23 protein-coding genes and 2 tRNA genes are annotated in these 22858 nt (G+C 70.5%); 13 read left to right on the forward strand and 12 right to left on the reverse strand.

The genetic code is table 11. From position 1 onward, the window contains the following. Nucleotides 1-115: 115 nt before the first annotated feature. Complete coding sequence (locus BM223_RS18065; protein WP_038682961.1) at nt 116-775, reverse strand: GNAT family N-acetyltransferase; 660 nt, start codon at nt 773-775, stop codon at nt 116-118. 63 nt (nt 776-838) lie between these two features. Here BM223_RS18065 and BM223_RS18070 point away from each other — a divergent pair, with 63 nt between their 5' ends. Together BM223_RS18070 and BM223_RS18075 are read left to right on the forward strand one after the other, a co-directional pair. Next, nucleotides 839-2053 (forward strand): pyridoxal phosphate-dependent aminotransferase, encoded by a 1215-nt coding sequence (locus tag BM223_RS18070; protein ID WP_038682963.1) that lies wholly within the window; start codon nt 839-841, stop codon nt 2051-2053. A gap of 40 nt (nt 2054-2093) precedes the next feature. Continuing rightward, nucleotides 2094-2870 (forward strand): lysophospholipid acyltransferase family protein, encoded by a 777-nt coding sequence (locus BM223_RS18075; RefSeq protein WP_038682965.1) that lies wholly within the window; start codon nt 2094-2096, stop codon nt 2868-2870. Nucleotides 2871-3006: 136 nt separating this feature from the next. Here BM223_RS18075 and BM223_RS18080 read toward each other — a convergent pair whose 3' ends face one another. From BM223_RS18080 to rpmH, 8 genes are all read right to left on the reverse strand, one after another. After that, nucleotides 3007-4047 carry a ParB/RepB/Spo0J family partition protein gene (locus BM223_RS18080; RefSeq protein WP_038682967.1) on the reverse strand — a complete coding sequence of 347 codons (1041 nt, stop codon included), beginning with the start codon at nt 4045-4047 and terminating at the stop codon, nt 3007-3009. Then, nucleotides 4044-4892, reverse strand: a complete 849-nt coding sequence (locus tag BM223_RS18085) for a ParA family protein (RefSeq protein WP_082004053.1) — start codon at nt 4890-4892, stop codon at nt 4044-4046. Before BM223_RS18085 ends, BM223_RS18080 begins: the two co-directional genes overlap by 4 nt. 299 nt (nt 4893-5191) lie before the next feature. Continuing rightward, nucleotides 5192-5920 carry a 16S rRNA (guanine(527)-N(7))-methyltransferase RsmG gene (gene rsmG / locus BM223_RS18090; protein WP_038682970.1) on the reverse strand — a complete coding sequence of 243 codons (729 nt, stop codon included), beginning with the start codon at nt 5918-5920 and terminating at the stop codon, nt 5192-5194. A gap of 100 nt (nt 5921-6020) precedes the next feature. Next, nucleotides 6021-6581 (reverse strand): Jag family protein, encoded by a 561-nt coding sequence (locus BM223_RS18095; protein ID WP_200887036.1) that lies wholly within the window; start codon nt 6579-6581, stop codon nt 6021-6023. Continuing rightward, on the reverse strand, nt 6578-7627 hold the full coding sequence (gene yidC, locus BM223_RS18100; protein ID WP_371861521.1) for a membrane protein insertase YidC: 1050 nt from the start codon (nt 7625-7627) through the stop codon (nt 6578-6580). The genes BM223_RS18095 and yidC overlap by 4 nt, the downstream gene beginning before the upstream one ends. Nucleotides 7628-7663: 36 nt before the next feature. Then, on the reverse strand, nt 7664-8014 hold the full coding sequence (gene yidD / locus BM223_RS28020; protein ID WP_082003874.1) for a membrane protein insertion efficiency factor YidD: 351 nt from the start codon (nt 8012-8014) through the stop codon (nt 7664-7666). Next, nucleotides 8011-8400 (reverse strand): ribonuclease P protein component, encoded by a 390-nt coding sequence (rnpA, locus tag BM223_RS18110; protein WP_038682972.1) that lies wholly within the window; start codon nt 8398-8400, stop codon nt 8011-8013. The genes yidD and rnpA overlap by 4 nt, the downstream gene beginning before the upstream one ends. 43 nt (nt 8401-8443) lie before the next feature. Continuing rightward, nucleotides 8444-8581 (reverse strand): 50S ribosomal protein L34, encoded by a 138-nt coding sequence (rpmH, locus tag BM223_RS18115; protein ID WP_075018668.1) that lies wholly within the window; start codon nt 8579-8581, stop codon nt 8444-8446. A gap of 636 nt (nt 8582-9217) precedes the next feature. Between rpmH and dnaA the strand changes: the two genes are divergently transcribed. The 3 genes from dnaA to gnd all read left to right on the forward strand — a co-directional run bounded on the left by dnaA (nt 9218) and on the right by gnd (nt 13260). Next, the gene (dnaA, locus tag BM223_RS18120) at nt 9218-10756 is read left to right on the forward strand and encodes a chromosomal replication initiator protein DnaA (protein WP_052139195.1); all 1539 of its coding nucleotides are present in this window, start codon (nt 9218-9220) and stop codon (nt 10754-10756) included. Between the two features lie 400 nt (nt 10757-11156). Continuing rightward, complete coding sequence (dnaN, locus tag BM223_RS18125; RefSeq protein ID WP_038675739.1) at nt 11157-12299, forward strand: DNA polymerase III subunit beta; 1143 nt, start codon at nt 11157-11159, stop codon at nt 12297-12299. A 49-nt stretch (nt 12300-12348) separates the two neighbouring features. Next, complete coding sequence (gnd, locus tag BM223_RS18130) at nt 12349-13260, forward strand: phosphogluconate dehydrogenase (NAD(+)-dependent, decarboxylating) (protein WP_038675741.1); 912 nt, start codon at nt 12349-12351, stop codon at nt 13258-13260. Here the strand turns inward: gnd and BM223_RS18135 are convergent, their stop codons facing one another. Both BM223_RS18135 and BM223_RS18140 read right to left on the reverse strand, forming a co-directional pair. Then, nucleotides 13261-13674 carry a DUF2752 domain-containing protein gene (locus BM223_RS18135; RefSeq protein ID WP_038675742.1) on the reverse strand — a complete coding sequence of 138 codons (414 nt, stop codon included), beginning with the start codon at nt 13672-13674 and terminating at the stop codon, nt 13261-13263. A gap of 12 nt (nt 13675-13686) precedes the next feature. Further along, nucleotides 13687-14139 carry an NINE protein gene (locus BM223_RS18140; protein WP_038675744.1) on the reverse strand — a complete coding sequence of 151 codons (453 nt, stop codon included), beginning with the start codon at nt 14137-14139 and terminating at the stop codon, nt 13687-13689. Between the two features lie 87 nt (nt 14140-14226). Here BM223_RS18140 and recF point away from each other — a divergent pair, with 87 nt between their 5' ends. The 8 genes from recF to BM223_RS18180 all read left to right on the forward strand — a co-directional run bounded on the left by recF (nt 14227) and on the right by BM223_RS18180 (nt 22026). Next, nucleotides 14227-15348: a DNA replication/repair protein RecF gene (gene recF / locus BM223_RS18145; protein WP_038675746.1), complete on the forward strand. Its 1122-nt coding sequence runs from the start codon at nt 14227-14229 to the stop codon at nt 15346-15348. Continuing rightward, a complete protein-coding gene (locus tag BM223_RS18150; protein WP_038675748.1) occupies nt 15341-15961 on the forward strand; it encodes a DciA family protein in 621 nt (206 codons plus the stop codon). Before recF ends, BM223_RS18150 begins: the two co-directional genes overlap by 8 nt. A 248-nt stretch (nt 15962-16209) precedes the next feature. Further along, nucleotides 16210-18324, forward strand: a complete 2115-nt coding sequence (gene gyrB, locus BM223_RS18155; protein ID WP_082003469.1) for a DNA topoisomerase (ATP-hydrolyzing) subunit B — start codon at nt 16210-16212, stop codon at nt 18322-18324. A gap of 126 nt (nt 18325-18450) precedes the next feature. Continuing rightward, nucleotides 18451-21045, forward strand: a complete 2595-nt coding sequence (gene gyrA / locus BM223_RS18160; RefSeq protein WP_235319302.1) for a DNA gyrase subunit A — start codon at nt 18451-18453, stop codon at nt 21043-21045. Continuing rightward, nucleotides 21045-21566 carry a DUF3566 domain-containing protein gene (locus BM223_RS18165; protein ID WP_052138054.1) on the forward strand — a complete coding sequence of 174 codons (522 nt, stop codon included), beginning with the start codon at nt 21045-21047 and terminating at the stop codon, nt 21564-21566. The genes gyrA and BM223_RS18165 overlap by 1 nt, the downstream gene beginning before the upstream one ends. A gap of 95 nt (nt 21567-21661) precedes the next feature. Beyond that, nucleotides 21662-21735, forward strand: a tRNA-Ile gene (locus BM223_RS18170). Between the two features lie 60 nt (nt 21736-21795). Further along, entirely contained in the window at nt 21796-21921 is a 126-nt protein-coding gene (locus BM223_RS29820) for a DLW-39 family protein (RefSeq protein ID WP_235319082.1), read from the forward strand. 32 nt (nt 21922-21953) lie between these two features. After that, a tRNA-Ala gene (locus BM223_RS18180) sits at nt 21954-22026 on the forward strand. A 384-nt stretch (nt 22027-22410) separates the two neighbouring features. On the opposite strand, the gene BM223_RS18185 is transcribed toward BM223_RS18180, so the two are convergent. Then, complete coding sequence (locus BM223_RS18185; protein ID WP_335334110.1) at nt 22411-22857, reverse strand: very short patch repair endonuclease; 447 nt, start codon at nt 22855-22857, stop codon at nt 22411-22413. Nucleotide 22858: the final 1 nt, after the last annotated feature.

The following is a 22858-nucleotide window of genomic DNA, read 5'->3' on the forward strand; positions in this document are numbered from 1 at the left end:
CCGAGCGTGTCTCCGGCGTAGGGAGAGGCAGCAAGCTGCCGATCACGCCTCCCGACACGCTGCCGGCCAAGTGATCCTCGGCTGAGCCTGGCTCTCCACCACGAACCCCCGGTCCTCAGGGCCGGGGGTTCCGTGCTTCCCGGGGCGCCGCAGGCGTCGGCTTGGGCTGCGGGCGCCGGACGACGCCGACCAGGCGCTCCCAGGCGGCCTCCACCTCACCGCGCCAGGTGACGAGCGAGCGCAGCTCCATCCGCATCCGGGGGGTGACCGGGTGCGCGCGGTGGGTCTTGAAGCCCACCCGGGCCAGGAACGGACCCGGCACCACGCAGTCCGTCGTCCCGCGGCGGGAGCGGCCGGTGCGGGCGAACGCCTCGACCGCGCGCAGCCCCTCGCGGCCCACCAGGTCGCGGGCCATGCCCTGCACGAGGAGCCGGCCGAGCCCGCCGCCGGTGTGCTCCGGCCGGATCCAGGCCGTGGTGAGCAGCACGGCGTCGCTCGAGACGGGCGCCGTCGGGAACGCCGCGACCCCGGGCACAAAGGCGGCGGGTGCGTAGGTCAGGTAGCCGACCGGGCGCCCGTCGACGAGCACCACCCGGCCGCACGAGCCCCACTCGCGCAGCACCTCGGAGACCCAGGCCTCCTTCTCGCGGGCCCGGGCCTCGTGGTCGAGCTGGTCGCGGTGCACCGGGTCGCGCTCCCAGAACAGGCAGCTGCGGCACGGCGCGTCGAGCGCGTCGAGCAGGTCGAGCGTCAAGGGGACCGTGGTCCGAGCCACACCTGATGCTACGCCGGGAAGACGAGAGAAAATCCCTGGCGCGGACCTGGAACAATGAGGTTCGTGCGCAAGATCCGCCAGAGCAAGAAGCTCCGCAACGTCCGCTACGACGTCCGGGGACCGATCCTCGTCGAGGCCCAGCGCCTCGAGGCAGAGGGTCACAAGATCCTCAAGCTCAACATCGGCAATCCCGCACCCTTCGGCTTCGAGGCACCCGAGGCGATCGTCGCCGACATGGTGCACAACCTGCCCGACGCCCAGGGCTACTCCGACTCGCGCGGCATCTACTCGGCCCGCACCGCCGTGGCGCAGTACTACCAGTCGCGCGGCCTGAAGGACGTCGCCGTCGAGGACGTCTTCATCGGCAACGGCGTCTCCGAGATGATCTCGATGGTGCTCCAGGCCTTCCTCGACGACGGCAACGAGATCCTCGTCCCCGCGCCGGACTACCCGCTGTGGACGGGCGCCGTCTCGCTGTCCGGCGGCACCCCCGTGCACTACCGGTGCGACGAGGAGAACGGCTGGATGCCGGACCTCGCTGACATCGAGTCCAAGATCACCGAGAACACGCACGGCATCGTCATCATCAACCCCAACAACCCCACGGGTGCCGTCTACAGCAAGGAGATGGTGGCCGCGCTGGTCGACATCGCCCGGCGCCACGACCTCGTCGTCTTCTCCGACGAGATCTACGAGAAGATCCTCTTCGACGACGCGGTGCACCACCACGCGGCCCAGGCGGCCGGCAGCGACGTCCTCTGCCTCACGTTCAGCGGCCTGTCCAAGGCCTACCGCGTCTGCGGCTACCGGGCCGGCTGGGTGATGGTCTCCGGGCCGCAGGAGCTCGCCGAGGACTTCCTCGAGGGCCTCACCACGCTCTCGAACATGCGCATGTGCGCCAACGTCCCCGCGCAGCACGCCATCCAGACCGCGCTCGGCGGCTACCAGTCGATCAACGAGCTGATCGTGCCCGGCGGCCGCTTCTACGAGCAGGCGATGCTCGCCGACAAGCTGCTCAACGAGATCCCGGGCGTCACCTCGGTGCGCCCCCGCGGCGCGCTCTACTGCTTCCCGCGGCTCGACCCGGAGATGTACCCCATCGACGACGACGAGAGCTTCGTCATCGAGCTGCTGCGCGCCAAGAAGATCCTGGTCACCCACGGCACCGGGTTCAACTGGTTCGACACCGACCACTTCCGGCTGGTGACGCTGCCCGACGTCGACGTCCTCGAAGAGGCCATCGGCCGGATCGCCGACTTCCTCGCCACCCGGCGCTGACACACTGGGCCCACCGACTTCCCGTCCGAGAGGCCCACCGATGCTCGACATCACCTATCCGCCCGTCATCGTCACCGCCAAGGTGCTCTTCAAGCTGATGCGCCAGCGGGTCGTCGTCACCGGCTCGGAGTCGGTGCCGCGCAAGGGCGGCGCGCTCCTGGCGATCAACCACACGGGCTACGTCGACTTCATCTACGCCGGCGCGGGGGCCGAGCCGCGCAAGCGCCTGGTCCGGTTCATGATCAAGAAGGAGATGATGGACGCCCCTGGCGTCGGTCACCTGCTGCGCTCCTTCCACCACATCCGCGTCGACCGGGCCTCCGGCGTGCAGTCGATGAAGGACGCACTGGCCTACCTCGAGGCCGGCGAGGTCGTGGGCATCTACCCCGAGGCGACCATCTCCCGCTCCTTCGAGATCAAGGAGCTCAAGTCGGGCGCGGCCCGGATCGCCACCGACGCCGGCGTCCCGCTGATCCCGGTCATCGTGTGGGGCGCCCACCGGCTGATGACCAAGGACCACCCGCGCGACTTCTCCCGCTCGCCCAAGACGATCGTGGTCAAGGTCGGCGAGCCGATCACCCCGACCGGCGACGTCACCGCCGACACCGCGACCCTGCGCGCCGCGATGCAGCAGATGCTCGACGAGGTCATCGCCGACTACCCCGAGGACGAGAAGAAGCCCGGCTCCTGGTGGATCCCCGCCCGCTTCGGCGGCGGCGCCCCCACGCCCGAGGAGGCCGACAAGCTCGACCGCGAGGAGCTGCGCGCCCGAGCCGCCCGCCGGGCCGCCAAGGCCGCGGAGAAGAAGAAGTCCTGACCCCGGCCTCGCGTTGTTTCCCGTGAAACAACGCACTGTCGATCTGTCGCCCTAGCGACAAGGCGACATGTCGTTTTGTCGACAAAGCCGGAGCGCCCCGGTACGCATCGCGTACCGGGGCGCTGTCGCGTGGTGCTCAGATCGGGCGGTCCGCCCGGTTGCGCGGGTCGATCAGGTCGACGATGCGCTGCAGGTCGCCGGTGTTGGCGAACTCGATGGAGATCCGGCCCTTGGCCTTGCCCAGGTCGATCTTGACCCGGGTCTCGAGCCGGTCGCCCAGCCGCTCGGAGATCTCGCTCAGGCCCGGCGCCTTGGGCTTGGCGCGGCGCGGGGTCGGGGCCGGCGTGCCGGTGCCGTCGCCGACCGCCACGATCTCCTCGAGGCCGCGCACCGAGATGCCCTCGGCGACGACGCGCTGGGCGAGCCGGTCCTGCTGCTCGGCGTCCCCGACGCCCAGGAGGGCGCGGGCGTGACCGGCGGACAGGATGCCCGCAGCGACCCGGCGCTGGACCGCGGGGGAGAGCTTGAGCAGCCGCAGCGTGTTGCTGATCTGGGGCCGGGAGCGGCCGATCCGCTGGGCGAGCTGGTCGTGGGTGCAGGAGAAGTCCTCGAGCAGCTGCTGGTAGGCCGCGGCCTCCTCGAGCGGGTTGAGGTTGCTGCGGTGCAGGTTCTCGAGCAGCGCGTCGCGCAGCATGTCGGTGTCGTCGGTCTCGCGGACGATCGCGGGGATCGTGGCGAGCCCGGCCTCCTGGGTCGCGCGCCAGCGGCGCTCACCCATCACCAGCTCGTACGACGACGGGCCGGTCCGGCGGACCACGACGGGCTGGAGGAGGCCGATCTCCTTGATGGAGTGGACCAGCTCGGCCATCGCCTCCTCGTCGAAGACGGTCCGCGGGTTCACCGCATTGGGCCGGATCTCCCCGACCGGCAGCTCGGCGAAGTAGGCGCCCTCGACGGCCTGCAGACCCGAATCTTCGATCTGAGCGCCGTTCCCGGTGCCGGTGGACCCCAGGTCCGCCGATGCGCTGGGAGGCGCTCCAGCGGAAAGGTCCGCATGCTGGTCGCCTGAGTTGACACCGTTGTCATTCGTCCCGGCGGGAGCGGGCGCCGGCGGCGCGGTCGGGATCAGTGACCCGAGACCGCGGCCGAGACCCCGTCGGGGGGCTCCGGCGTTCACGAGAGGCTCCCGCGGACGACGATCTCGCGCGCCGCCTCGAGGTAGCTGAGGGCCCCCGGGGAGCCCGGGTCGTAGGTCATCACGGTCTGCCCGTACGACGGCGCCTCCGAGACGCGCACCGAGCGCGGGATGGCCGTCTTGAGCACCTGGTCGCCGAAGTGCTCGCGCACCTCGCTCGCCACGCCCGACGCGAGCCGGGTCCGGGCGTCGAACATGGTGAGCACGATCGTCGAGACCGCGAGGTCGGGGTTGAGGTGCGCGCGCACCATGTCGACCGTCGAGAGGAGCTGGCCGAGCCCCTCGAGCGCGTAGTACTCCGCCTGGATCGGGATGAGCATCTCCGCGCCCGCGACGAGCGCGTTGAGCGTGAGCAGGCCGAGCGAGGGCGGGCAGTCGATGAAGACGTAGTCGAAGCGCTCCTCGCCGACCGCCTCGGCCGTGCCGATGCGGGGGTGGGCGTCGAGTGCCTTCTTGAGCCGCTGCTCGCGGGCCACGACGCTGACGAGCTCGATCTCGGCGCCGGCCAGGTCGATGGTCGCCGGGACCACCCAGAGACCGCTGGCGTCGGGGCAGGGCTGCACCAGGTCGGCGATCGCGACGCCGTCGACGAGCAGCTCGTACGACGACGGGGTGCCCTGGCGGTGCTCGATGTTGAGCGCCGTGGAGGCATTGCCCTGGGGGTCGAGGTCGATGACGAGGACCCGCTGGCCGAGCTGGGTCAGCGCGGCCGCGAGGTTGACCGTCGAGGTGGTCTTGCCGACGCCACCCTTCTGGTTGGCGACCACGAAGACCCGGGTCTCGCCGGGTCGGCTGAGCTGCTCCTGCGGGATGCCTGCGCGGACCATCACCGTGGCCTGGGCGGCCCGCGCGAGCGGGGTCAGGTCGTTGTCCTCGGCCGCGGCCCGCTCGGCGAGCTGGGCTGCCGTCAGGGGTGCCGTGGAGGACGGCGGGGGAGGAGCGTCGTCCGTTTCACGTGAAACGTCGTGGGTCGCCTCGGCGCCGGTTTCACGTGAAACGCCTCCCTCGGGCTCCGTCGCCGTCAGGGAGCCGCCCTGTGGATAACCACCCCCGGTCTGTGGAGACTCACGCTCAGCACTGCCCTCTGGACCGGTGGAAAACCCAGGACCGGGACCCAACGAGTCGCTCACGACTTCCTCCTCTTCTTCTTCGTGGCGCCACGCCCCGACCCCCGAGGATCGCGCTGACCACGAAGCGGCAACGATACGCGGGCCGGATCGGCCCACGACAGACGGACGATGCGGATCGGCTCGACCGCGCCCTCGGCGGCGAGCTCACGACCCAGCTCCTCGATCACGGCCGGCGTGCAGCCGAGCCGGTCCAGCACGGGCCGGGCGGCGGCCACCTCGTCCTCGGCGCTCGTCCCCTTCATCGCGAGCAGCGCGCCCTCAGGGGCGACGAGCGGCATGCACCAGGTGGCGAGCTTGTCGAGCGCGGCGACCGCGCGGGCGGTGACGACGTCGAAGGTGGCGGTCCCGTGGACCGCGTCCGCACGACCGCGGACGACGGTGACGTTCGTGAGGCCGAGGCGGTCCACGACCTCCTCGAGGAAGGTGGTCCGGCGCAGCAGCGGCTCGATCAGCGTGACCCGCACGTCGGGGCGGGCGATGGCGAGAACCAGGCCGGGCAGGCCCGCTCCGGACCCGACGTCGGCAACCGAGGCGTCGGCGGGCAGGGCGGCGGCCAGCAGGCCGCAGTTGATCAGGTGGCGCTCCCAGAGCCGGGGCGTCTCGCGGGGGCCGATCAGACCGCGCACGACCCCGTCGGTCGCGAGCAGCTCGGCGTACTCCAGCACGAGCGGGAGGCGGTCGGCGGAGAAGACCTCCGCCAGGACCGCCGGGGGAGCAGGCAGCACCCCCGGGCCCGCACGGTCCTCATCGTCAGGACCGGGGGACACCGGGGGTGCAGTGTCGTCGTGTTTCACGTGAAACGTCGACTCGTACGGACCGGGACGCTCAGGCGTCCGCGGGCAGCACGACGACGTAGCGGCGCGGCTCGACGCCCGCGGACTCCGAGCGAAGTCCGGCGGCGGCGACGGCGTCGTGCACGATCTTGCGCTCGAAGGGCGACATCGGCTCGAGCGAGACCGGCTCGCCCGAGGCGGCGACGGCCGCAGCGGTCTCGGAGCCCAGCACGGTGAGCCGCGAGCGCTTGTCGGCGCGGTAGCCGGAGATGTCGAGCATCAGCCGGGAGCGCTCGCCGGTCTCGCGGTAGACCGCGAGCCGGGTCAGCTCCTGCAGCGCCTCGAGCACCTTGCCGTCCTGGCCGACCAGCTGGGAGAGCTCGGCGCCGACGATGGAGACCGCCGCGCGGTCCGCCTCGACGTCGATGTCGAGGTCGCCGTCGAGGTCGGCGATGTCGAGGAGCTCCTCGAGGTAGTCGGCCGCGATGTCGCCCTCCTGCTCCAGGCGGGACACCTGGTCACCGTCGCCGTCGGCCGCCTCGGCGGCGGGGGCCTCGGTCTGGTCCTCGGTGTCGATCGCGGTGTCGGTCTCGGTCTCGATCTCGGCGCTCACTTGGTGTCTCCCTGCTCGTTCGGGTTCTCGTCGGTCCCCTCGGTCGGCGACTGGCTCGCCGTCCCGCCGGGGTTGTTCGGGGTGCCGCCGCCGCTGCCGCCCGCGACGGGAGTCCGCGGACCGCCCTTGCGCTGGGACCGGCTCTGCCGCTTGGGCTGCTGGCGCGTCGAGGGACGCACCTCGACCTCGGGACGCTCCTCGACCGCGGTCTCGGTACTGGCGTGCCCGTGCCGGGCCGCCTTGGCCTTGTCGCGGGCCACCTTGGCGTCGAAGGCCGGCGTGCCGGGGGCGGGGTTGTTGCGGATGACGTAGAACTGCTGGCTCATGGTCCACAGGTTCGACGTGGTCCAGTAGAGGAGGACGCCGACCGGGAACGCCACACCACCGAGGCCGAAGGCCACCGGGAGGATGTAGAGCAGCATCTTCTGCTGCTGGGCGTAGGGACCGCTCATCGCCTCGGCGGGCATGTTCTTGGCCATCAGCTGGCGCTGGGTGGTGAAGGTGGTCGCGGTCATCGCGAGCACCAGGATCAGGGCGACCACCATGACCAGACCGTTGGGGTCGTCGCCCCAGGTCCGCGAGCCCCAGAAGGAGTCGGCCAGCGGGATCTTGCCGAAGATCTCGGACTGGCCGAACTCACGGGCCCGGTCGGCGTCGAGGAAGCCGTGCGGCTTGCCGGTCTTGGCGGCCTGGTCGAGCAGCCGGAAGAGGGCGAAGAAGATCGGCATCTGCAGCAGGATCGGCAAGCACGACGCGAACGGGTTGGTGCCCGCCTCGCGGTAGAGCTTCATCGTCTCCTCGGCCAGCTTCTGCCGGTCGTGGCCGTACTTCTTCTGCAGCTCCTTGACCTTCGGCTGCAGCATCTGCATGTTGCGGCTGGACTTGATCTGCTTGACGAAGAGTGGGATCAGGGCCGCCCGGATGACCAGGGTGAGGCCGATGATCGACAGCGCCCACGACAGGCCGCCCTCGGGGTCGAGGACCAGGCTGAGCAGCTCGTGCCAGCCGATGAGCACCGCCGAGATGATGTAGTACAGCGGCACCATGATGAAGTGGCCGATGTCGCCGATGAATCCCACGGATCAGGCTCCTTGCTGGGAGTGGCCGCCGGCGACGGTCGCCGGGCGGAAGTCAGGGGCGCGCTCGGCGCCGGGGTCGAGCTCGGACTCGGACTCGTTCGCGGCCGCGGTGTCATCCGCGGGGGAGGAGCCCCGGGTCCGCCGCGGCGGGACGTGGTCGACGCCGCCCGGTGCCCAGGGGTGGCAGCGCAGCAGCCGCCGGATCGCGAGCCAGGTGCCCTTGATCGCGCCGTGCACCCGCAGCGCCTCGACGGCGTACGCCGAGCAGGAGGGGTAGTAGCGGCAGGACGGGCCCAGGAACGGGCTGACCACCAGCTGGTAGCCCCGCACCAGGCCGATCAACAGCCACTTCATCGAGCCTCCCGCTGCTCCGCGCGCACGCGGTCCAGACAACGGTCGAGATCGTCCAGCAGTTCCGGGTACGACGCCGCGGCCGCGGGCGGCTGCGCCCGGACGACGAGCACGGACCGGTCCGGCAGCGCCGTCACCCGCTCGCGCATCGCGTGCCGCAGGCGGCGCTTGACCCGGTTGCGGACCACCGCGCCGCCGACCGCCTTGCTCACCACGAAGCCGATCTGGACCGGCGCCGGATCGGGCGCGCCCCCGGACATGCCGGAAACCTGCTGCTCCGCAGGGAGCAGCAGGTGGGCGACGAGGGTGCGCGATCCCGCACGACGGCCGCGACGGCTGGCGACCCGGAAGAGCTCCGGGTCGGTCAGCCGGTGGCCTGCAGCGAGCACGTCAGCCCCACGGGAACCGCTGGGCGGACACGCTGGTCCGTCCTCAGACGGACAGGCTCGAGCGGCCCTTCCGGCGACGGTTCGCCAGGATGGCGCGACCGGCGCGGGTGCGCATCCGCAGTCGGAAACCGTGCACCTTGTGACGGCGACGGTTGTTGGGCTGGTACGTCCGCTTGCTCACGAATCGGCCTCTCAAATACAGGTACGGGAAGGGTCGTGCCGGCAGCCTCCAGCGCGCCCCGATCGGGGGCCCGCCCAGCACGTCGGCCGGCACCGCGCAGCCACGACGACCCCACGAGGAGCAGGAAGGTCGTGGACATGCGGCACCGGTCGACACCGGCTGACCGATCAACGGTACGCGGAGCCCGGATCGGGGGTCAAACCGACGGGCCCTCGAGCACGCCTTCTGTGATGCATCTCCACCAGGAGTCACAACCTGTGGATGACAGGTTGATCCACAGGCACCACGGCGGTTAGGTTCGACCGATCCGGGTTTCCCCGCCGGTTCCGACCGCCCCCCTCGGCCACCGCCGGGCAGGCTCCCACCACCACTCGGGATCCTGCCGCTGACCTGCGGAAACGTCCGCCGGAGAAGGCATCGGAACGACCTCGGTGCCGCATCACCAGCCCGGTGATGCAAATGTTCACAACCTGTGGACAAACTTGTGGAGCCAGCCCCGGCCACCGCCGGTCCACCGCCCACCAGCAGCCACCACGAACGAGAGGGAGAGGCGTGACCGGCAACCCGGATCAGCCCCAGGACGAGACCGATACCCCCGCCCCGGACATCCCTCCCGTCGACCCGGCCACCGCGCGCCTGGTCCACGAGTGGACCGCGGTGGTCGGCGACCTGCAGACCCACCAGCGCGCCTGGCTCCAGGCCAGCCGGCCGGTCACCCTCCACGGCACCACCGCGATCGTCGCGGTGCCCGACGACTTCACCCGCAAGCGCCTCGAGGGGCGGTTGCGCGGCGAGCTCGAGGACGCCCTCACCGAGCGTTTCGGCCACGACGTCCAGCTCGCGGTGACCGTGGACGCCTCCTTGCGCCACGAGCTCGGTGCCGAGTCGGCGTCGTACGACGACGGCCCGGCCTACGACCCGCCCACTTACGACGCCCCGGCCTACGAGCGCCCCCGCGCCGAGACCGACGGCGACGCGATCCACCCCGACCGCGCGGATCGACAAGTCGCCATGTCGACAAATCCACCTGTCGACACGTCGACTCCCGGCGCCCCGGCCGCCGCCGTCCCCCCGATGCCCGGGCTGCCCGACCTCGGCGCCGCGAGCAGCGCGGGCCCGTCGACGACGCCGGCCGGCGAGGCGCGGCTCAACCCCAAGTACACGTTCGAGACCTTCGTCATCGGCTCGTCCAACCGCTTCCCCCACGCGGCCGCGGTCGCGGTGAGTGAGGCACCCGGGCGCAGCTACAACCCGCTGCTGGTCTACGGCGAGTCCGGCCTCGGCAAGACCCACCTGCTCCACGCGATCGGTCACTACGTCCGGACCATCTACGCCGGCTCCAAGGTGCGCTACGTCTCCAGCGAGGAGTTCACCAACGAGTTCATCAACGCGATCCGCGACGACCGCCAGGACCGGTTCAAGCGGAAGTACCGCGACATCGACGTGCTGCTCATCGACGACATCCAATTCCTCGAGGGCAAGACGCAGACCCAGGAAGAGTTCTTCCACACCTTCAACACGCTCCACAACGCGAACAAGCAGATCGTGCTCACCTCCGACCGCCCGCCCAAGCGGCTCGAGGCGCTCGAGGACCGGCTGCGCAACCGGTTCGAGTGGGGCCTGATCACCGACGTCCAGCCGCCCGACCTCGAGACCCGGATCGCGATCCTGCGCAAGAAGGCCGCGATGGACCGGCTCACCGCGCCCTCCGACGTCCTCGAGTTCATCGCCTCGAAGATCCAGACCAACATCCGCGAGCTCGAGGGCGCCCTGATCCGGGTGACGGCGTTCGCCAACCTCAACCGGCAGGACGTCGACATGACGCTCGCCGAGATCGTGCTCAAGGACCTCATCCCCGAGGGCGGCGAGCCGGAGATCACCGCCTCGCTGATCATCGCCCAGACCGCGGCGTACTTCGGGCTCTCGATCGACGAGCTGACCGGGCCCAGCCGCGGCCGGCACCTGGTGATGGCCCGGCAGATCGCGATGTACCTGTGCCGCGAGCTGACCGGCCTCTCGCTGCCCAAGATCGGCGCCCAGTTCGGCAACCGCGACCACACCACCGTCATGTACGCCGAGCGGAAGATCAACCAGCTCCTCGGTGAGCGGCGTGCGGTCTTCAACCAGGTCAGCGAGCTCACCAACCGGGTGAAGATGCAGGCCCGGCAGAGCTGAGCCGGGGGTCGTGGGCCCGGTGCACCGACGGCAGTTTCACCGCCTAGGCGGTGAAACTGCCCTGTGGACAGAGGCGGTGAAATTGTGAGAACTACACGGGGAGGATTCCGTGGAGCCACGAGGACGCCCCTCCACAACGCCCCCGCCGTCCACACCCGGACCTTGTCGTCCCGATTTCGTCCACAGCCTTCATCCACCGGCAAAACCGCCGCTCACCTGCGCAAACGCCGGTTCTCCACAGTTTCCACCGCCGCTATGACCACTCCCTGACGACCTGCATCCCTCGATCGCCGGAACTCCTCCGAGCTCCCTTCCTGTGGATCGATCCCTCCCCGTGCCGACGTCACCGACGACGTGGCAGGATGCAACTCCCACCCAACTCGTGAAGAGGTAGGACGACGTGAAGTTCCGTGTCGAACGCGATGTGCTCGCTGACGCCGTCGCCTGGGCAGCGCGCAGCCTGCCCGTCCGACCGAGCGCGCCGGTGCTCGCCGGACTGCTCATCGAGGCCGGCCACGACGGCCTGGTGCTCTCCACGTTCGACTACGAGACCTCCGCTCGCGCCACCCTCACCGCCGAGGTGAACGACGAGGGCAAGGCGCTGGTCAGCGGCCGGCTGCTCGCCGACATCTGCCGCAGCCTGCCCAACAAGCCCGTCGAGCTGGCGCTCGACGGCGCCCGGGTCTCGCTGACCTGCGGCTCCTCGCGCTTCTCGCTGCAGACGATGCCGGTCGAGGACTACCCCTCGATCCCCGAGATGCCGGCCGCGACGGGCACCGTGCCCAGCGACGCCTTTGCCCACGCGGTCGCCCAGGCGGTCACCGCCGCCGGTCGCGACGACATGCTGCCGGTGCTGACCGGCGTCCGGCTCGAGATCGAGGGCGACACGATCGCGCTCCTCGCCACCGACCGCTTCCGGCTCTCCCAGCGCGAGCTGGCCTGGAACCCGGGCACCCCCGACGCCACCGTCGCCGCCCTGGTCCCGGCCAAGGTGCTCGGCGACACGGCCAAGTCGCTCACCGCCGGCCCCGAGGTGACCATCGCGCTGTCGGCGTCCGGCTCCGGCGACGGGATCATCGGCTTCGAGGGCACCGGCCCCGGCGGCGTCCGGCGGACGACGACCCGGCTGCTCGACGGCGAGTTCCCCAAGGTCCGCAGCCTGTTCCCCTCCGAGAAGCTGACGGTCGCCAAGATCGACCGCCAGGAGCTCATCGAGTCGGTCAAGCGCGTCTCGCTCGTCGCCGACCGCAACACCGCCGTCCAGCTGAGCTTCCGCGACGGCGCGCTCATCCTCGACGCCGGCTCGGGCGACGACGCCCAGGCCTCCGAGTCGGTGGCCGCCGAGATCGACGGCGACGACCTGGTCACCGGCTTCAACCCGAACTTCCTGCTCGACGGGCTCGGCGCGATCGACGAGGCGGTCGTCGAGCTCGCGTTCACCCAGGCCTCCAAGCCGGTCGTCATCAGCGGCACCGGCGACGCGGCGGCCGACGAGGGCGGCAGCTTCCGCTACCTGCTGATGCCGCGCCGCCTGCTGAGCTGAGCCCACCGCACCCACCGCCACCAACCCCGCGACCAGAGGGAGATGCGCCATGCACATCGGACTCGTAGGACTCGGAAAGATGGGTGGCAACATGCGCACCCGGTTGCGCAACGCCGGCCACACCGTGGTCGGATACGACCGCAACCCGGACCTCGCCGACGTCCCCGACCTGGCGGCGATGGTCGAGGCGCTGCCCGCGCCCAAGGTGGTGTGGGTGATGGTGCCGGCCGGTGACCCGACCCGGTCGACGATCGCCGAGCTGCGCGAGCTGCTCGGCGAAGGCGACCTGGTCGTCGACGGCGGCAACTCCAAGTACACCGACGATGCCGTCAACGCCGCCTCGCTCGCCGAGAAGGGCATCGGCTTCGTCGACTGCGGCGTCTCCGGCGGCGTGTGGGGGCTCGAGAACGGCTACGCCCTCATGTGCGGCGGCGCGCCGGACGACGTCGCCAAGGTGCAGCCCGCCTTCGACTCCCTCAAGCCCGACGACGGCGGGTTCGTCCACGCCGGCCCGACGCCGGGCGCCGGGCACTTCGCCAAGATGGTCCACAACGGCATCGAGTACGCGATGATGCAGGCCTACGCCGAGGGCTGGGAGCTGCTCGAGAAGGTCGACCTCGTCGAGAACGTGCCCGACGTCTTCGACTCGTGGCGCCACGGCACGGTGATCCGGTCCTGGCTGCTCGACCTGCTCACCGAGGCGATCCAGGACGACCAGCACCTCGACAAGCTGCGCGGCTACGCCGACGACTCCGGCGAGGGTCGGTGGACCGTCGAGGCCGCGATCGACAACGCCGTGCCGATGCACGTCATCGCCTCGTCGCTGTTCGCCCGCTTCACCTCGCGCCAGGACGACAGCCCGGCGATGAAGGCGATCGCGGCGATGCGCAACCAGTTCGGCGGCCACGCGGTGCACACCGAGCCGCCGCCGGGCGGCGAGGCGAACCCGGCCGGTGCCTGACTAGACCGCCAGCACCGCGCGGACCACGGCGAAGCCGAGCCACGCGGCCAGCACGGCGATCGCGAGCGGTCGCCGGACCAGCCGGTCGAGCGACGGCGGCGGCGTCCGGCGCACCCGCGCGCGGACCACGGCGACGGCCAGCGCGACGACGACCAGCGCGAGCACGATCCCGAACGGGTTGGCCGCGACGCCGTCGCGCCACCAGCCGTGGGAGAGGTAGACCCAGGAACGGGTCAGGCCGCAGCCGGGGCACGGCAGGCCGGTGAGACGACGGAACGGGCAGATCACCGGCCCGTCCTCGATGTGCTCGGGCGAGAGCAAGAAGCTCGCCCCGAGCGCGACGACCCCGGCGGCCGCGAGCACCTCGGTGCTCGCGATCCGCCGGGAGGTCGTCGGTTGCTGCGTGGTGGTCACCTCACACCAACGTCAGCGGAGCGGACGGCCCTGGGCGTCGGGGATCTTGCGGAGCAGGACCAGGACCAGGTCGATGATCGCCCAGATGCCGAGGCCGCCGCAGGTAAGCAGCTTGGCCACGCCCAGGCCGGTGTAGCCCAGGTAGAAGCGGTCGACGCCGAAGGTGCCGGTCAGCCACGACAGCAGGACCGTGGTCAGCCACTCCTTATCGGAGAACAGACCGGGGACGTCCTTGGCGAGCACGTAGTTCTGCGACTCCGCGGTGCGCACGGCCGTGTCGGACTTGATCTGCCCGGAGACGGCCATCTGGGCGAGCTGTCCGAACTCGATCGGACCCTGCTCCTGGCCGAGGTAGTTGATGTAGAACGGGCCGGCCGGGGCGCCGTAGCCGCCGGGAACGCCCGGCGCGCCGTAGCCCGGAGGGGGACCGCCGTACGGCGGGGGAGGGGTGGGTGGTTGCGTCATGCCGGTCAGCCTAGGGTGATCCAGCCCGGTCCAAACCCGATCGCGGTGACAATCGGGGAGAATCGGATCACGGGAGGAGGTGGACCGGTGCACGTGGCGCACCTGACGCTGCACGACTTCCGCTCGTACGCCGACATCGACGTCGCGCTCGAGCCTGGGGTCACCGCCTTCGTCGGGAGCAACGGGCAGGGCAAGACCAACCTCGTCGAGGCGGTCGACTACCTCTCGCGGCTCTCCTCCCACCGGGTCGCCACCGACGCCCCGCTGATCCGGGCCGGTGCCGACCAGGCGATCGTGCGCGCCGCGGTGGTCCGCGACGGCCGGACGGCGGTCCTCGAGGTCGAGCTCAACCCGGGCCGCGCCAACCGGGCCCGGATCAACCGCTCCCCGCTCTCCCGCGCCCGGGACCTGGCGGGCATCGTGCGCACCGTCGTCTTCAGCCCCGAGGACCTCGCCCTCGTCAAGGGCGACCCGGGCCAGCGCCGGCGCTTCCTCGACGACCTGCTCGTGCTCCGCACCCCCCGCTACGCCGGCGTCCTCGCCGACTACGAGCGCGTCCTCAAGCAGCGCAACACCCTGCTCAAGACGCTCTACGCCGCGCGCGGATCCTCGCGCGAGGCGGCGCTGGCCACGCTCGCGGTCTGGGACGACCATCTCGTCGCCACCGGCAGCGAGCTGCTCGGCGCGCGCCGGGCGCTGACCACCGACCTGGCGCCGTACGTCGGGAAGGCGTACGAGGCGGTGGCCCGCGGCGCCTCGCGCGACGACGCCCGGATCGAGTACCAGGCGACCGTCCCCGAGCCGACCCCCGAGGCCTTCCGGGCCGAGCTCGAGCGCCGGCAGGGCGACGAGATCGGGCGCGGGCTGACCCTGGTCGGCCCGCACCGCGACGACGTGCTGCTCACCCTCGGGCCCGGCGACGACCAGCGGCTGCCGGTGCGCGGCTACGCCAGCCACGGTGAGTCGTGGTCGTTCGCGCTCGCGCTGCGGCTGGCGTCGTACGACCTGCTGCGCGCCGACGGCGACGACCCGATCCTCGTCCTCGACGACGTCTTCGCCGAGCTCGACGCCGACCGGCGGGTCCAGCTCGCCGCGCTCGTTGCCGGCGCGGAGCAGGTGCTGGTCACCGCCGCGGTGGCGGCCGACGTCCCCGAGCAGCTGAGCGGCGCGACCTTCCACGTGGCGGCCGGCGAGGTGACCCGTGGCTGAGCCGGACGAGCCCGCCGAGGCCACCGATCCTCCCGAGCCCAACGAGCCCACCGAGGCGCACCGCGCCGACGGTCTCGACCTGGCCCGGGCCCAGATGCTCGGCACCGCCGGGTCGAGCACCACGCCCGCGGCCCGCCGTCCCCGGCGCAGCGGCAGCGGCAGCGGCAGCGGTGGTGGCAGCGGCGCGACCGGCTGGACCCCGCGCGGCCGGAGGGTGCGCGGCGAGGCCCAGCTGAGCAGCGCCTACCCCGACGGCCGCGACCCCCAGGGCCTCGGTCCCGAGCTCGGCCGGCTCATCGACGACCGCGGCTGGGCGCTCGACCTGCAGGTCCGCGGGGTGTTCGCGCGCTGGGCCGAGATCGTCGGTGCCGAGATCGGCGCCCACTCGACGCCGGAGTCCCTGGTCGACGGCGTCCTCGTCGTCCGCACCGACTCGACGGCGTGGGCCACCCAGCTCAAGCTCCTCGCGGCCACCGTGGTCAAGCGCCTCAACGAGGAGCTCGGCCACGGCACGGTGACCGTCGTCGAGGTGCTCGGCCCGCACGCGCCCAGCTGGAAGCACGGCCGCCGCAAGGCGCCGGGCAGCCGTGGGCCGCGCGACACCTACGGCTGAACCAGACCTCCCGGGGCGCCCGCCGACGTACGGGGACCCGTCCGCCCCCCTGTTCGGCGCTCCGATCGCCGTTTACGGGCCGTCCAGAGGCACTTTTCAGCAGCTGACCCCCGTTTCGACACGCGCGAAGCGTGTCTGCAGGCCCTCAGAAGGCTAGAATCGACAACTGGGCCGGGAATGCGTCTCGGGACGCCTGACTCGGCCTTCGCCATGCTCCCGGCAGGCGGTTCGTATGTCGATCAAAGTGAATGAGGTCCCGCGTGTCCACTGACGACCAGTCCCCTGAGGTCGTGTCCGAGGTCTCCGCGACGCTGCCGGAGTACGACGCCTCCGCCATCCAGGTCCTCGAGGGTCTCGAGGCGGTCCGCAAGCGACCCGGCATGTACATCGGCTCCACCGGTGAGCGCGGCCTGCACCACCTGATCTGGGAGATCGTCGACAACGCGGTCGACGAGGCGCTCGCCGGCTACTGCGACACCATCAAGGTGACGCTCAACCCCGACGGTTCGGTGAGCGTGTCCGACAACGGGCGCGGCATCCCCACCGACACCGCCCCCGGCCAGGAGCTGCCCGCCGCGACGCTGGCGCTGACCGTGCTCCACGCCGGCGGCAAGTTCGGCGGCGGCGGCTACAAGGTCTCCGGCGGTCTGCACGGCGTCGGCTCGTCGGTGGTCAACGCGCTCTCGACCAAGCTGCGCCTGGAGATCAAGAACCGCGGCTACCTGTGGGAGCAGGACTTCTCCCTCGGCGTCCCTGACTTCGACCTGCGCCAGGTCCGGCCCCTCGAGGACGGCGAGCGTACGGGGACGACGGTCACCTGGTTCGCCTCGCCCGAGATCTTCGAGACCACCGACTACACGCTCGAGACGATCTCGACCCGCTTCCGCGAGATGGCCTTCCTCAACAAGGGCCTGCGCATCGAGCTGCGCGACGCCCGGCCCAAGGCCGAGGACCTCGCCGACGCCGTCGAGGACGGCACCGTCGACGAGACCGCCGGCGTCGCCGTGGCGGCGTCCGCGGTGCACGCGGTCGACGTCGACGGGCACAAGGCGCTCGAGCAGGTCTTCCAGTACGAGCGCGGCCTGGCCGACTACGTCGACTTCCTCAACCGCAGCAAGACGCCGATCAGCTCGATCATCGCGTTCGAGGACCAGACCTCCGACGACGCGGCCAACCCGATGAGCCTCGAGATCGCGATGCAGTGGCAGGCGTCGTCGTACAACGAGTCGGTGCACACCTTCGCCAACACGATCAACACCCCCGAGGGCGGCACGCACGAAGAGGGCTTCCGCGCCGCGCTCACCTCGCTGGTCAACCGGTGGGGCGAGGAGTGGGGCCTGATCAAGAAGAAGGAGGACCGGCTGACCGGTGACGACATCCGCGAGGGTCTCACCGCGATCATCAGCCTGAAGATCTCCGAGCCGCAGTTCGAGGGCCAGACGAAGGCCAAGCTCGGCAACACCGAGGCCAAGGGCTTCGTGCAGTCGGCGGTCAACGACGAGCTCGGTGCCTGGTTGGAGCAGAACCCCAACGAGGGCAAGGAGATCATCCGCAAGGCGCAGGCCGCGGCCACCGCGCGGATCGCCGCGCGCAAGGCGCGTGACCTGGCCCGCAACCGCAAGGGCCTGCTCGGCGGCGGCGGCCTGCCCGGCAAGCTGCGCGACTGCAGCTCGCGCAACCCCGAGGAGTGCGAGGTCTTCATCGTCGAGGGCGACTCGGCGGGCGGCTCCGCGGTGATGGGCCGCGACAACCGGATCCAGGCGATCCTCCCGATCCGCGGCAAGATCCTCAACGTCGAGAAGGCGCGCATCGACAAGGTCCTGGCCAACCAGGAGGTGCAGGCGATCATCTCGGCGCTCGGCACGGGCGTCCACGAGGAGTTCGGCCTCGAGAAGCTGCGCTACCACAAGATCGTGCTGATGGCCGACGCCGACGTCGACGGCCACCACATCAACACGCTGCTGCTGACCCTGCTGTTCCGCTTCATGCGTCCGCTGATCGAGGCCGGCCACGTCTACCTCGCCCAGCCGCCGCTCTACCGGATCAAGTGGAACAAGCCGCACGAGCACGAGTTCGTCTACTCCGACGCCGAGCGCGACGCGATGATCCGCGACGGGCTCGAGCAGGGCAAGAAGCTGCCGAAGGACGCTCCGATCCAGCGGTACAAGGGTCTGGGCGAGATGAACGCCGACGAGCTGTGGGACACCACCCTCGACCCCGACCAGCGCGTGCTGCTGCAGGTGACGCTGGAGGACGCGGCCCAGGCCGACGAGATCTTCTCGATCCTGATGGGGGAGGACGTCGAGCAGCGGCGCTCCTTCATCCAGCGCAACGCGAAAGATGTCCGATTCCTCGATATCTGAGTTTCTAGCAGATTCCTTAGATATCGATAGATCGAGCCAGAGAGAGCAATCGTGACTGAAACCCAGAGCAACCTCGGCGACGGAGACGGCGGCGGACGCGTCCAGGCCGTCGACCTCCAGGAGTCGATGAAGCGCTCCTACATCGACTACGCCATGGCGGTCATCGTCGGGCGCGCGCTGCCCGACGTCCGCGACGGGCTCAAGCCCGTGCACCGGCGCGTCCTCTACGCCATGTACGACGGCGGCTACCGCCCCGACCGCGGCTTCAACAAGTGCGCCCGCGTCGTCGGCGACGTGATGGGTAACTACCACCCCCACGGCGACTCCGCGATCTACGACACCCTCGTGCGCCTCGCGCAGCCGTGGGTGATGCGCAACCCGCTCGTCGCCGGCCAGGGCAACTTCGGCTCGCCGGGCAACGACCCCGCCGCGGCCATGCGGTACACCGAGTGCCGGATGGCGCCGCTGGCCATGGAGATGGTCCGCGACATCGACCGCGAGACGGTCGACATGACGCCGAACTACGACGGCAAGACCGAGGAGCCGACGATCCTGCCGGCCCGGTTCCCGAACCTGCTGGTCAACGGCTCCGCCGGCATCGCGGTCGGCATGGCCACCAACATCCCGCCGCACAACCTGCGCGAGGTCGCCGAGGGCGCCGTCTGGGCGCTCGAGCACCCCGACGCCTCCCGCGAGGAGCTGCAGGACGCGCTGATCGAGCGGATCAAGGGCCCCGACTTCCCCAACGGCGCGCTCATCGTCGGCCGCGAGGGCATCGAGCAGGCCTACCGCACCGGCCGCGGCTCGATCACCCAGCGCGCGATCATCGAGGTCGACGAGGAGAAGTCGGGCCGCACCGTGCTCGTCATCACCGACCTGCCCTACATGGTCAACCCCGACAGCCTGCTGATGAAGATCGCCGAGCTGGCCGACGCCGGCAAGGTGCAGGGCATCGCCGACGTCCGCAACGAGACGTCCTCGCGCGTGGGCCAGCGGATCGTCGTCGTCCTCAAGCGCGACGCCGTCGCCCGCGTCGTCCTCAACAACCTGCTCAAGCACACCGAGCTGCAGACGAACTTCTCGGCCAACATGCTGGCGCTGGTCGACGGCGTCCCGCGCACGCTGAGCGTCGACCAGTTCATCAGCAACTGGGTCGAGCACCAGATCGAGGTCATCCGGCGTCGTACCGAGTACCTCCTGCGCGAGGCCGAGGCCCGGGCCCACATCCTGCGCGGTCTGGCCAAGGCGCTCGACATGCTCGACGACGTCATCGCCCTCATCCGGCGCTCGCCCGAGGTCGACGACGCCCGCCGCGGCCTGATCGAGCTGCTCGACATCGACGAGCTCCAGGCCAACGCCATCCTCGACATGCAGCTGCGGCGCCTGGCCGCCCTCGAGCGGCAGAAGATCATCGACGAGCTGGCCAAGATCGAGGCCGAGATCGCCGACCTCAAGGACATCCTCGCCAACGTCAGCCGCCAGCGGCGGATCGTCATCGAGGAGCTCAACGGCATCGTCGAGAAGTACGGCGACGACCGTCGTACCCAGATCATCGCGGCCGCCGGCGACATGTCGATGGAGGACCTGATCCCCGACGAGGACCAGGTCGTCTCCATCACCCGCGGCGGCTACGCCAAGCGGACGCGCGCCGACCAGTACCGCACCCAGAAGCGCGGCGGCAAGGGCGTCCGCGGCGCCTCGCTGCGCGGCGACGACGTGGTGGACCACTTCATCTCCACCACCAGCCACCACTGGCTGCTGTTCTTCACCACCGCCGGCCGGGTCTACCGGACCAAGGTCTACAACCTGCCCGAGGCCTCCCGCGACGCGAAGGGCGGCCACGTCGCCGGCCTGCTGTCGTTCCAGCCCGACGAGTCGATCGCCCAGGTGCTCGCGATCCGCGACTACGAGCAGGCGCCGTACCTGGTGCTCGCCACGCGCAGCGGCCTGGTCAAGAAGACCCGCCTCGGCGACTACAACAGCCCGCGCCAGGCCGGCGTCATCGCGATCAACTTCCGCGACGACGACGACGAGCTGATCGGCGCCGAGCTGGTCGACAGCGAGGACCACATCCTGCTCGTCTCCCGCAAGGGCCAGGCCATCCGCTTCCCCGCGGACGACAGCCAGCTGCGCCCGATGGGCCGCGCGACGTCCGGCGTGACCGGCATGAAGTTCCGCGACGGCGACGCCCTGCTCTCGATGGCCGTCATCCGCGCCGCCGACATCGCCCACGAGGAGTCCGACGCCGACGTCCAGTACGTCTTCACCATCACCGACGGCGGCTTCGCCAAGCGGACCCGGATCTCCGAGTACCGCCTCCAGTCGCGCGGCGGCATCGGCATCAAGGCGATGGCCCTGGCCAACGAGGACCGTGGCGTCCTGGTCGGCGCCTTCATCGTCGTCGACGGCGACGAGATCCTCTCCATCACCCAGTCCGGCCAGGTCGTCCGCAGCCCCATCAACGACGACTTCCGCCCCACCGGCCGCTCCACCCAGGGCGTGAAGTTCGTCAGCCCCAAGAAGGGCGACGCCGTCGCCGTCGTCGCCCGCTCCGTCGAGGCGAAGGACGCCGACGAGGACGAGGCGGCCGAGGGTGCTCCCGAGGCCGGTGCCGAGGGGGCTGCTGAGGCGGGTGCCGAGGCGACGGAATCGCCCGTTCAGGGTTCGGATGCCACAATCGTGGAATCGGACGCGGACGAGTCCGGGGAGAGTGAGAGCTGATGACCGAGCGCGTCGAGGACACCGTGATCCGACCGGCGGCCGAGGGTGGCCGGCCGGCGGGCGCAGCGTCCCCGACCCACCCGGCCCCCACCACCCCGCCGCCCGCCCCGGGCGCCACCGACGCCCCGGCCGCCGCCCGCGGCCGGGCCCCGCGCCGGGCCCGCCTGCGCCTCACCCGGGTCGACCCCTGGTCGGTGATGAAGACGTCGTTCCTGCTCTCCATCGCCTTCGCCGTCGTCACCGTGGTCGCCGTCGCGATGGTCTGGCAGGTCCTCGGCGCCGCCGGCGTCTGGGACTCGATCAACTCGACCATCAAGGAGGGCATCGGCGGCAAGGACGTCGAGTCCTTCCGGATCGAGGACTACCTCGGCACCAGCCGCGTGCTCGGCTTCACCATGCTCGTGGCCGCCATCGACGTCGTCCTCATCACCGCAGCGGCCACCCTCACCGCCTTCCTCTACAACATGTCCGCCGCCCTCCTCGGCGGCGTCGAGATCACCCTCGCCGAGGACGGCAACTGACCACCCGCCCCGTTTTGTCCCCGGCGAACCGCCTCCGGTAGTGTCTGTCCTCGGCTTGCTGCCGAGGGGCTTCCACCCAGAGCGGCTCGCCACCCGGGCCTATAGCTCAGACGGTTAGAGCACCACACTGATAATGTGGGGGTCAGAGGTTCAAGTCCTCTTAGGCCCACAGCAAGCCCCGGCCGCGCATCCCGCGGACCGGGGCTTCTTGGGAAGAAGGAGCGAAGCAGTGAAGAAGATTCTTCTCGCGGTCCTCGCCGCGGCCGGCGTCGTCATCGCCGGCAAGAAGCTCCAGGAGAGCAAGGCCGAGCAGGCCCTCTGGGCCGAGGCCACCGACACGCTCCCGAAGAACTGAATCACCCGCCCGGCCGTCGTACGGCTGGGCTGGGGGCCTTGGCGCAATTGGTAGCGCACCTGCTTTGCAAGCAGGGGGTTAGGGGTTCGAGTCCCCTAGGCTCCACTGGAGAAGCCGCAGGTCAGCCTGCGGCTACTTTCATTTGTAGAGTGGTCTGGTTCGGTTCGGGATCACTGGCTAGGGGAAGATCGTCACCGAACAGGCATGGCTACGTTTGAGAACATGTTCGTCGACGCCTCGCTGTTCGGGACGATCCCGCTGACTCGGCACCCACCGCTGACAAGCCATAGGTAGGTCCGACCTGGCAGATCGACGCTCTCCGGGCAGCCCTGGACCGATGTGGCGTCGCGACCATGGATGACCGCTACAGGCGCCTCGGCGTCGAGATCGTCGGCCGTCCCGTCACGGTTCTGAAGGACCTCACTGCGCTGAAGCCGGGCTGCATCTGGTCGAGCCCAAGTACTTGGGATGCGGTCAAATCTGCGGCGGCTAGCGATCAGAACTCTCGTCCTCTGGCTCGTCGTCCTCGCGAGGCCGAAGCGTCGCGAGGATCCGAGCGACAACGAGCTCCGGAGGGTCGTGTTCCCACGCCCGGAGAACAGTCCATCCGGCCTCGAGGAGCAGCTCGTCGGTGTTGGCGTCACGCGCCCGGTTGCTTAAGACCTTGTCAGCCCAGAAGGCAGCGTTCGTCCTCGCGACGGTGTGATGCTCGGGGCAGCCATGCCAGAAGCAGCCGTCGACGAACACGGCTATCTTCGCTCGCGTGAACACGAGATCTGCCCGCCGATTGAGGTTCGGAATCGGTCGGAAGTCGACGCGATAGCGCAGGCCCGCCGCATGAGCGGCTCGCCGTACAGCGAGCTCGGGCTTGGTGTCACGCCCACGATTGGCCTGCATCCCTCGCCGCACGCCGTCTGATGAAGCCCAACCCGACACG

It is taken from the genome of Pimelobacter simplex (genome assembly GCF_900114845.1).
Taxonomy (GTDB): Bacteria; Actinomycetota; Actinomycetes; order Propionibacteriales; family Nocardioidaceae; genus Nocardioides; species Nocardioides simplex.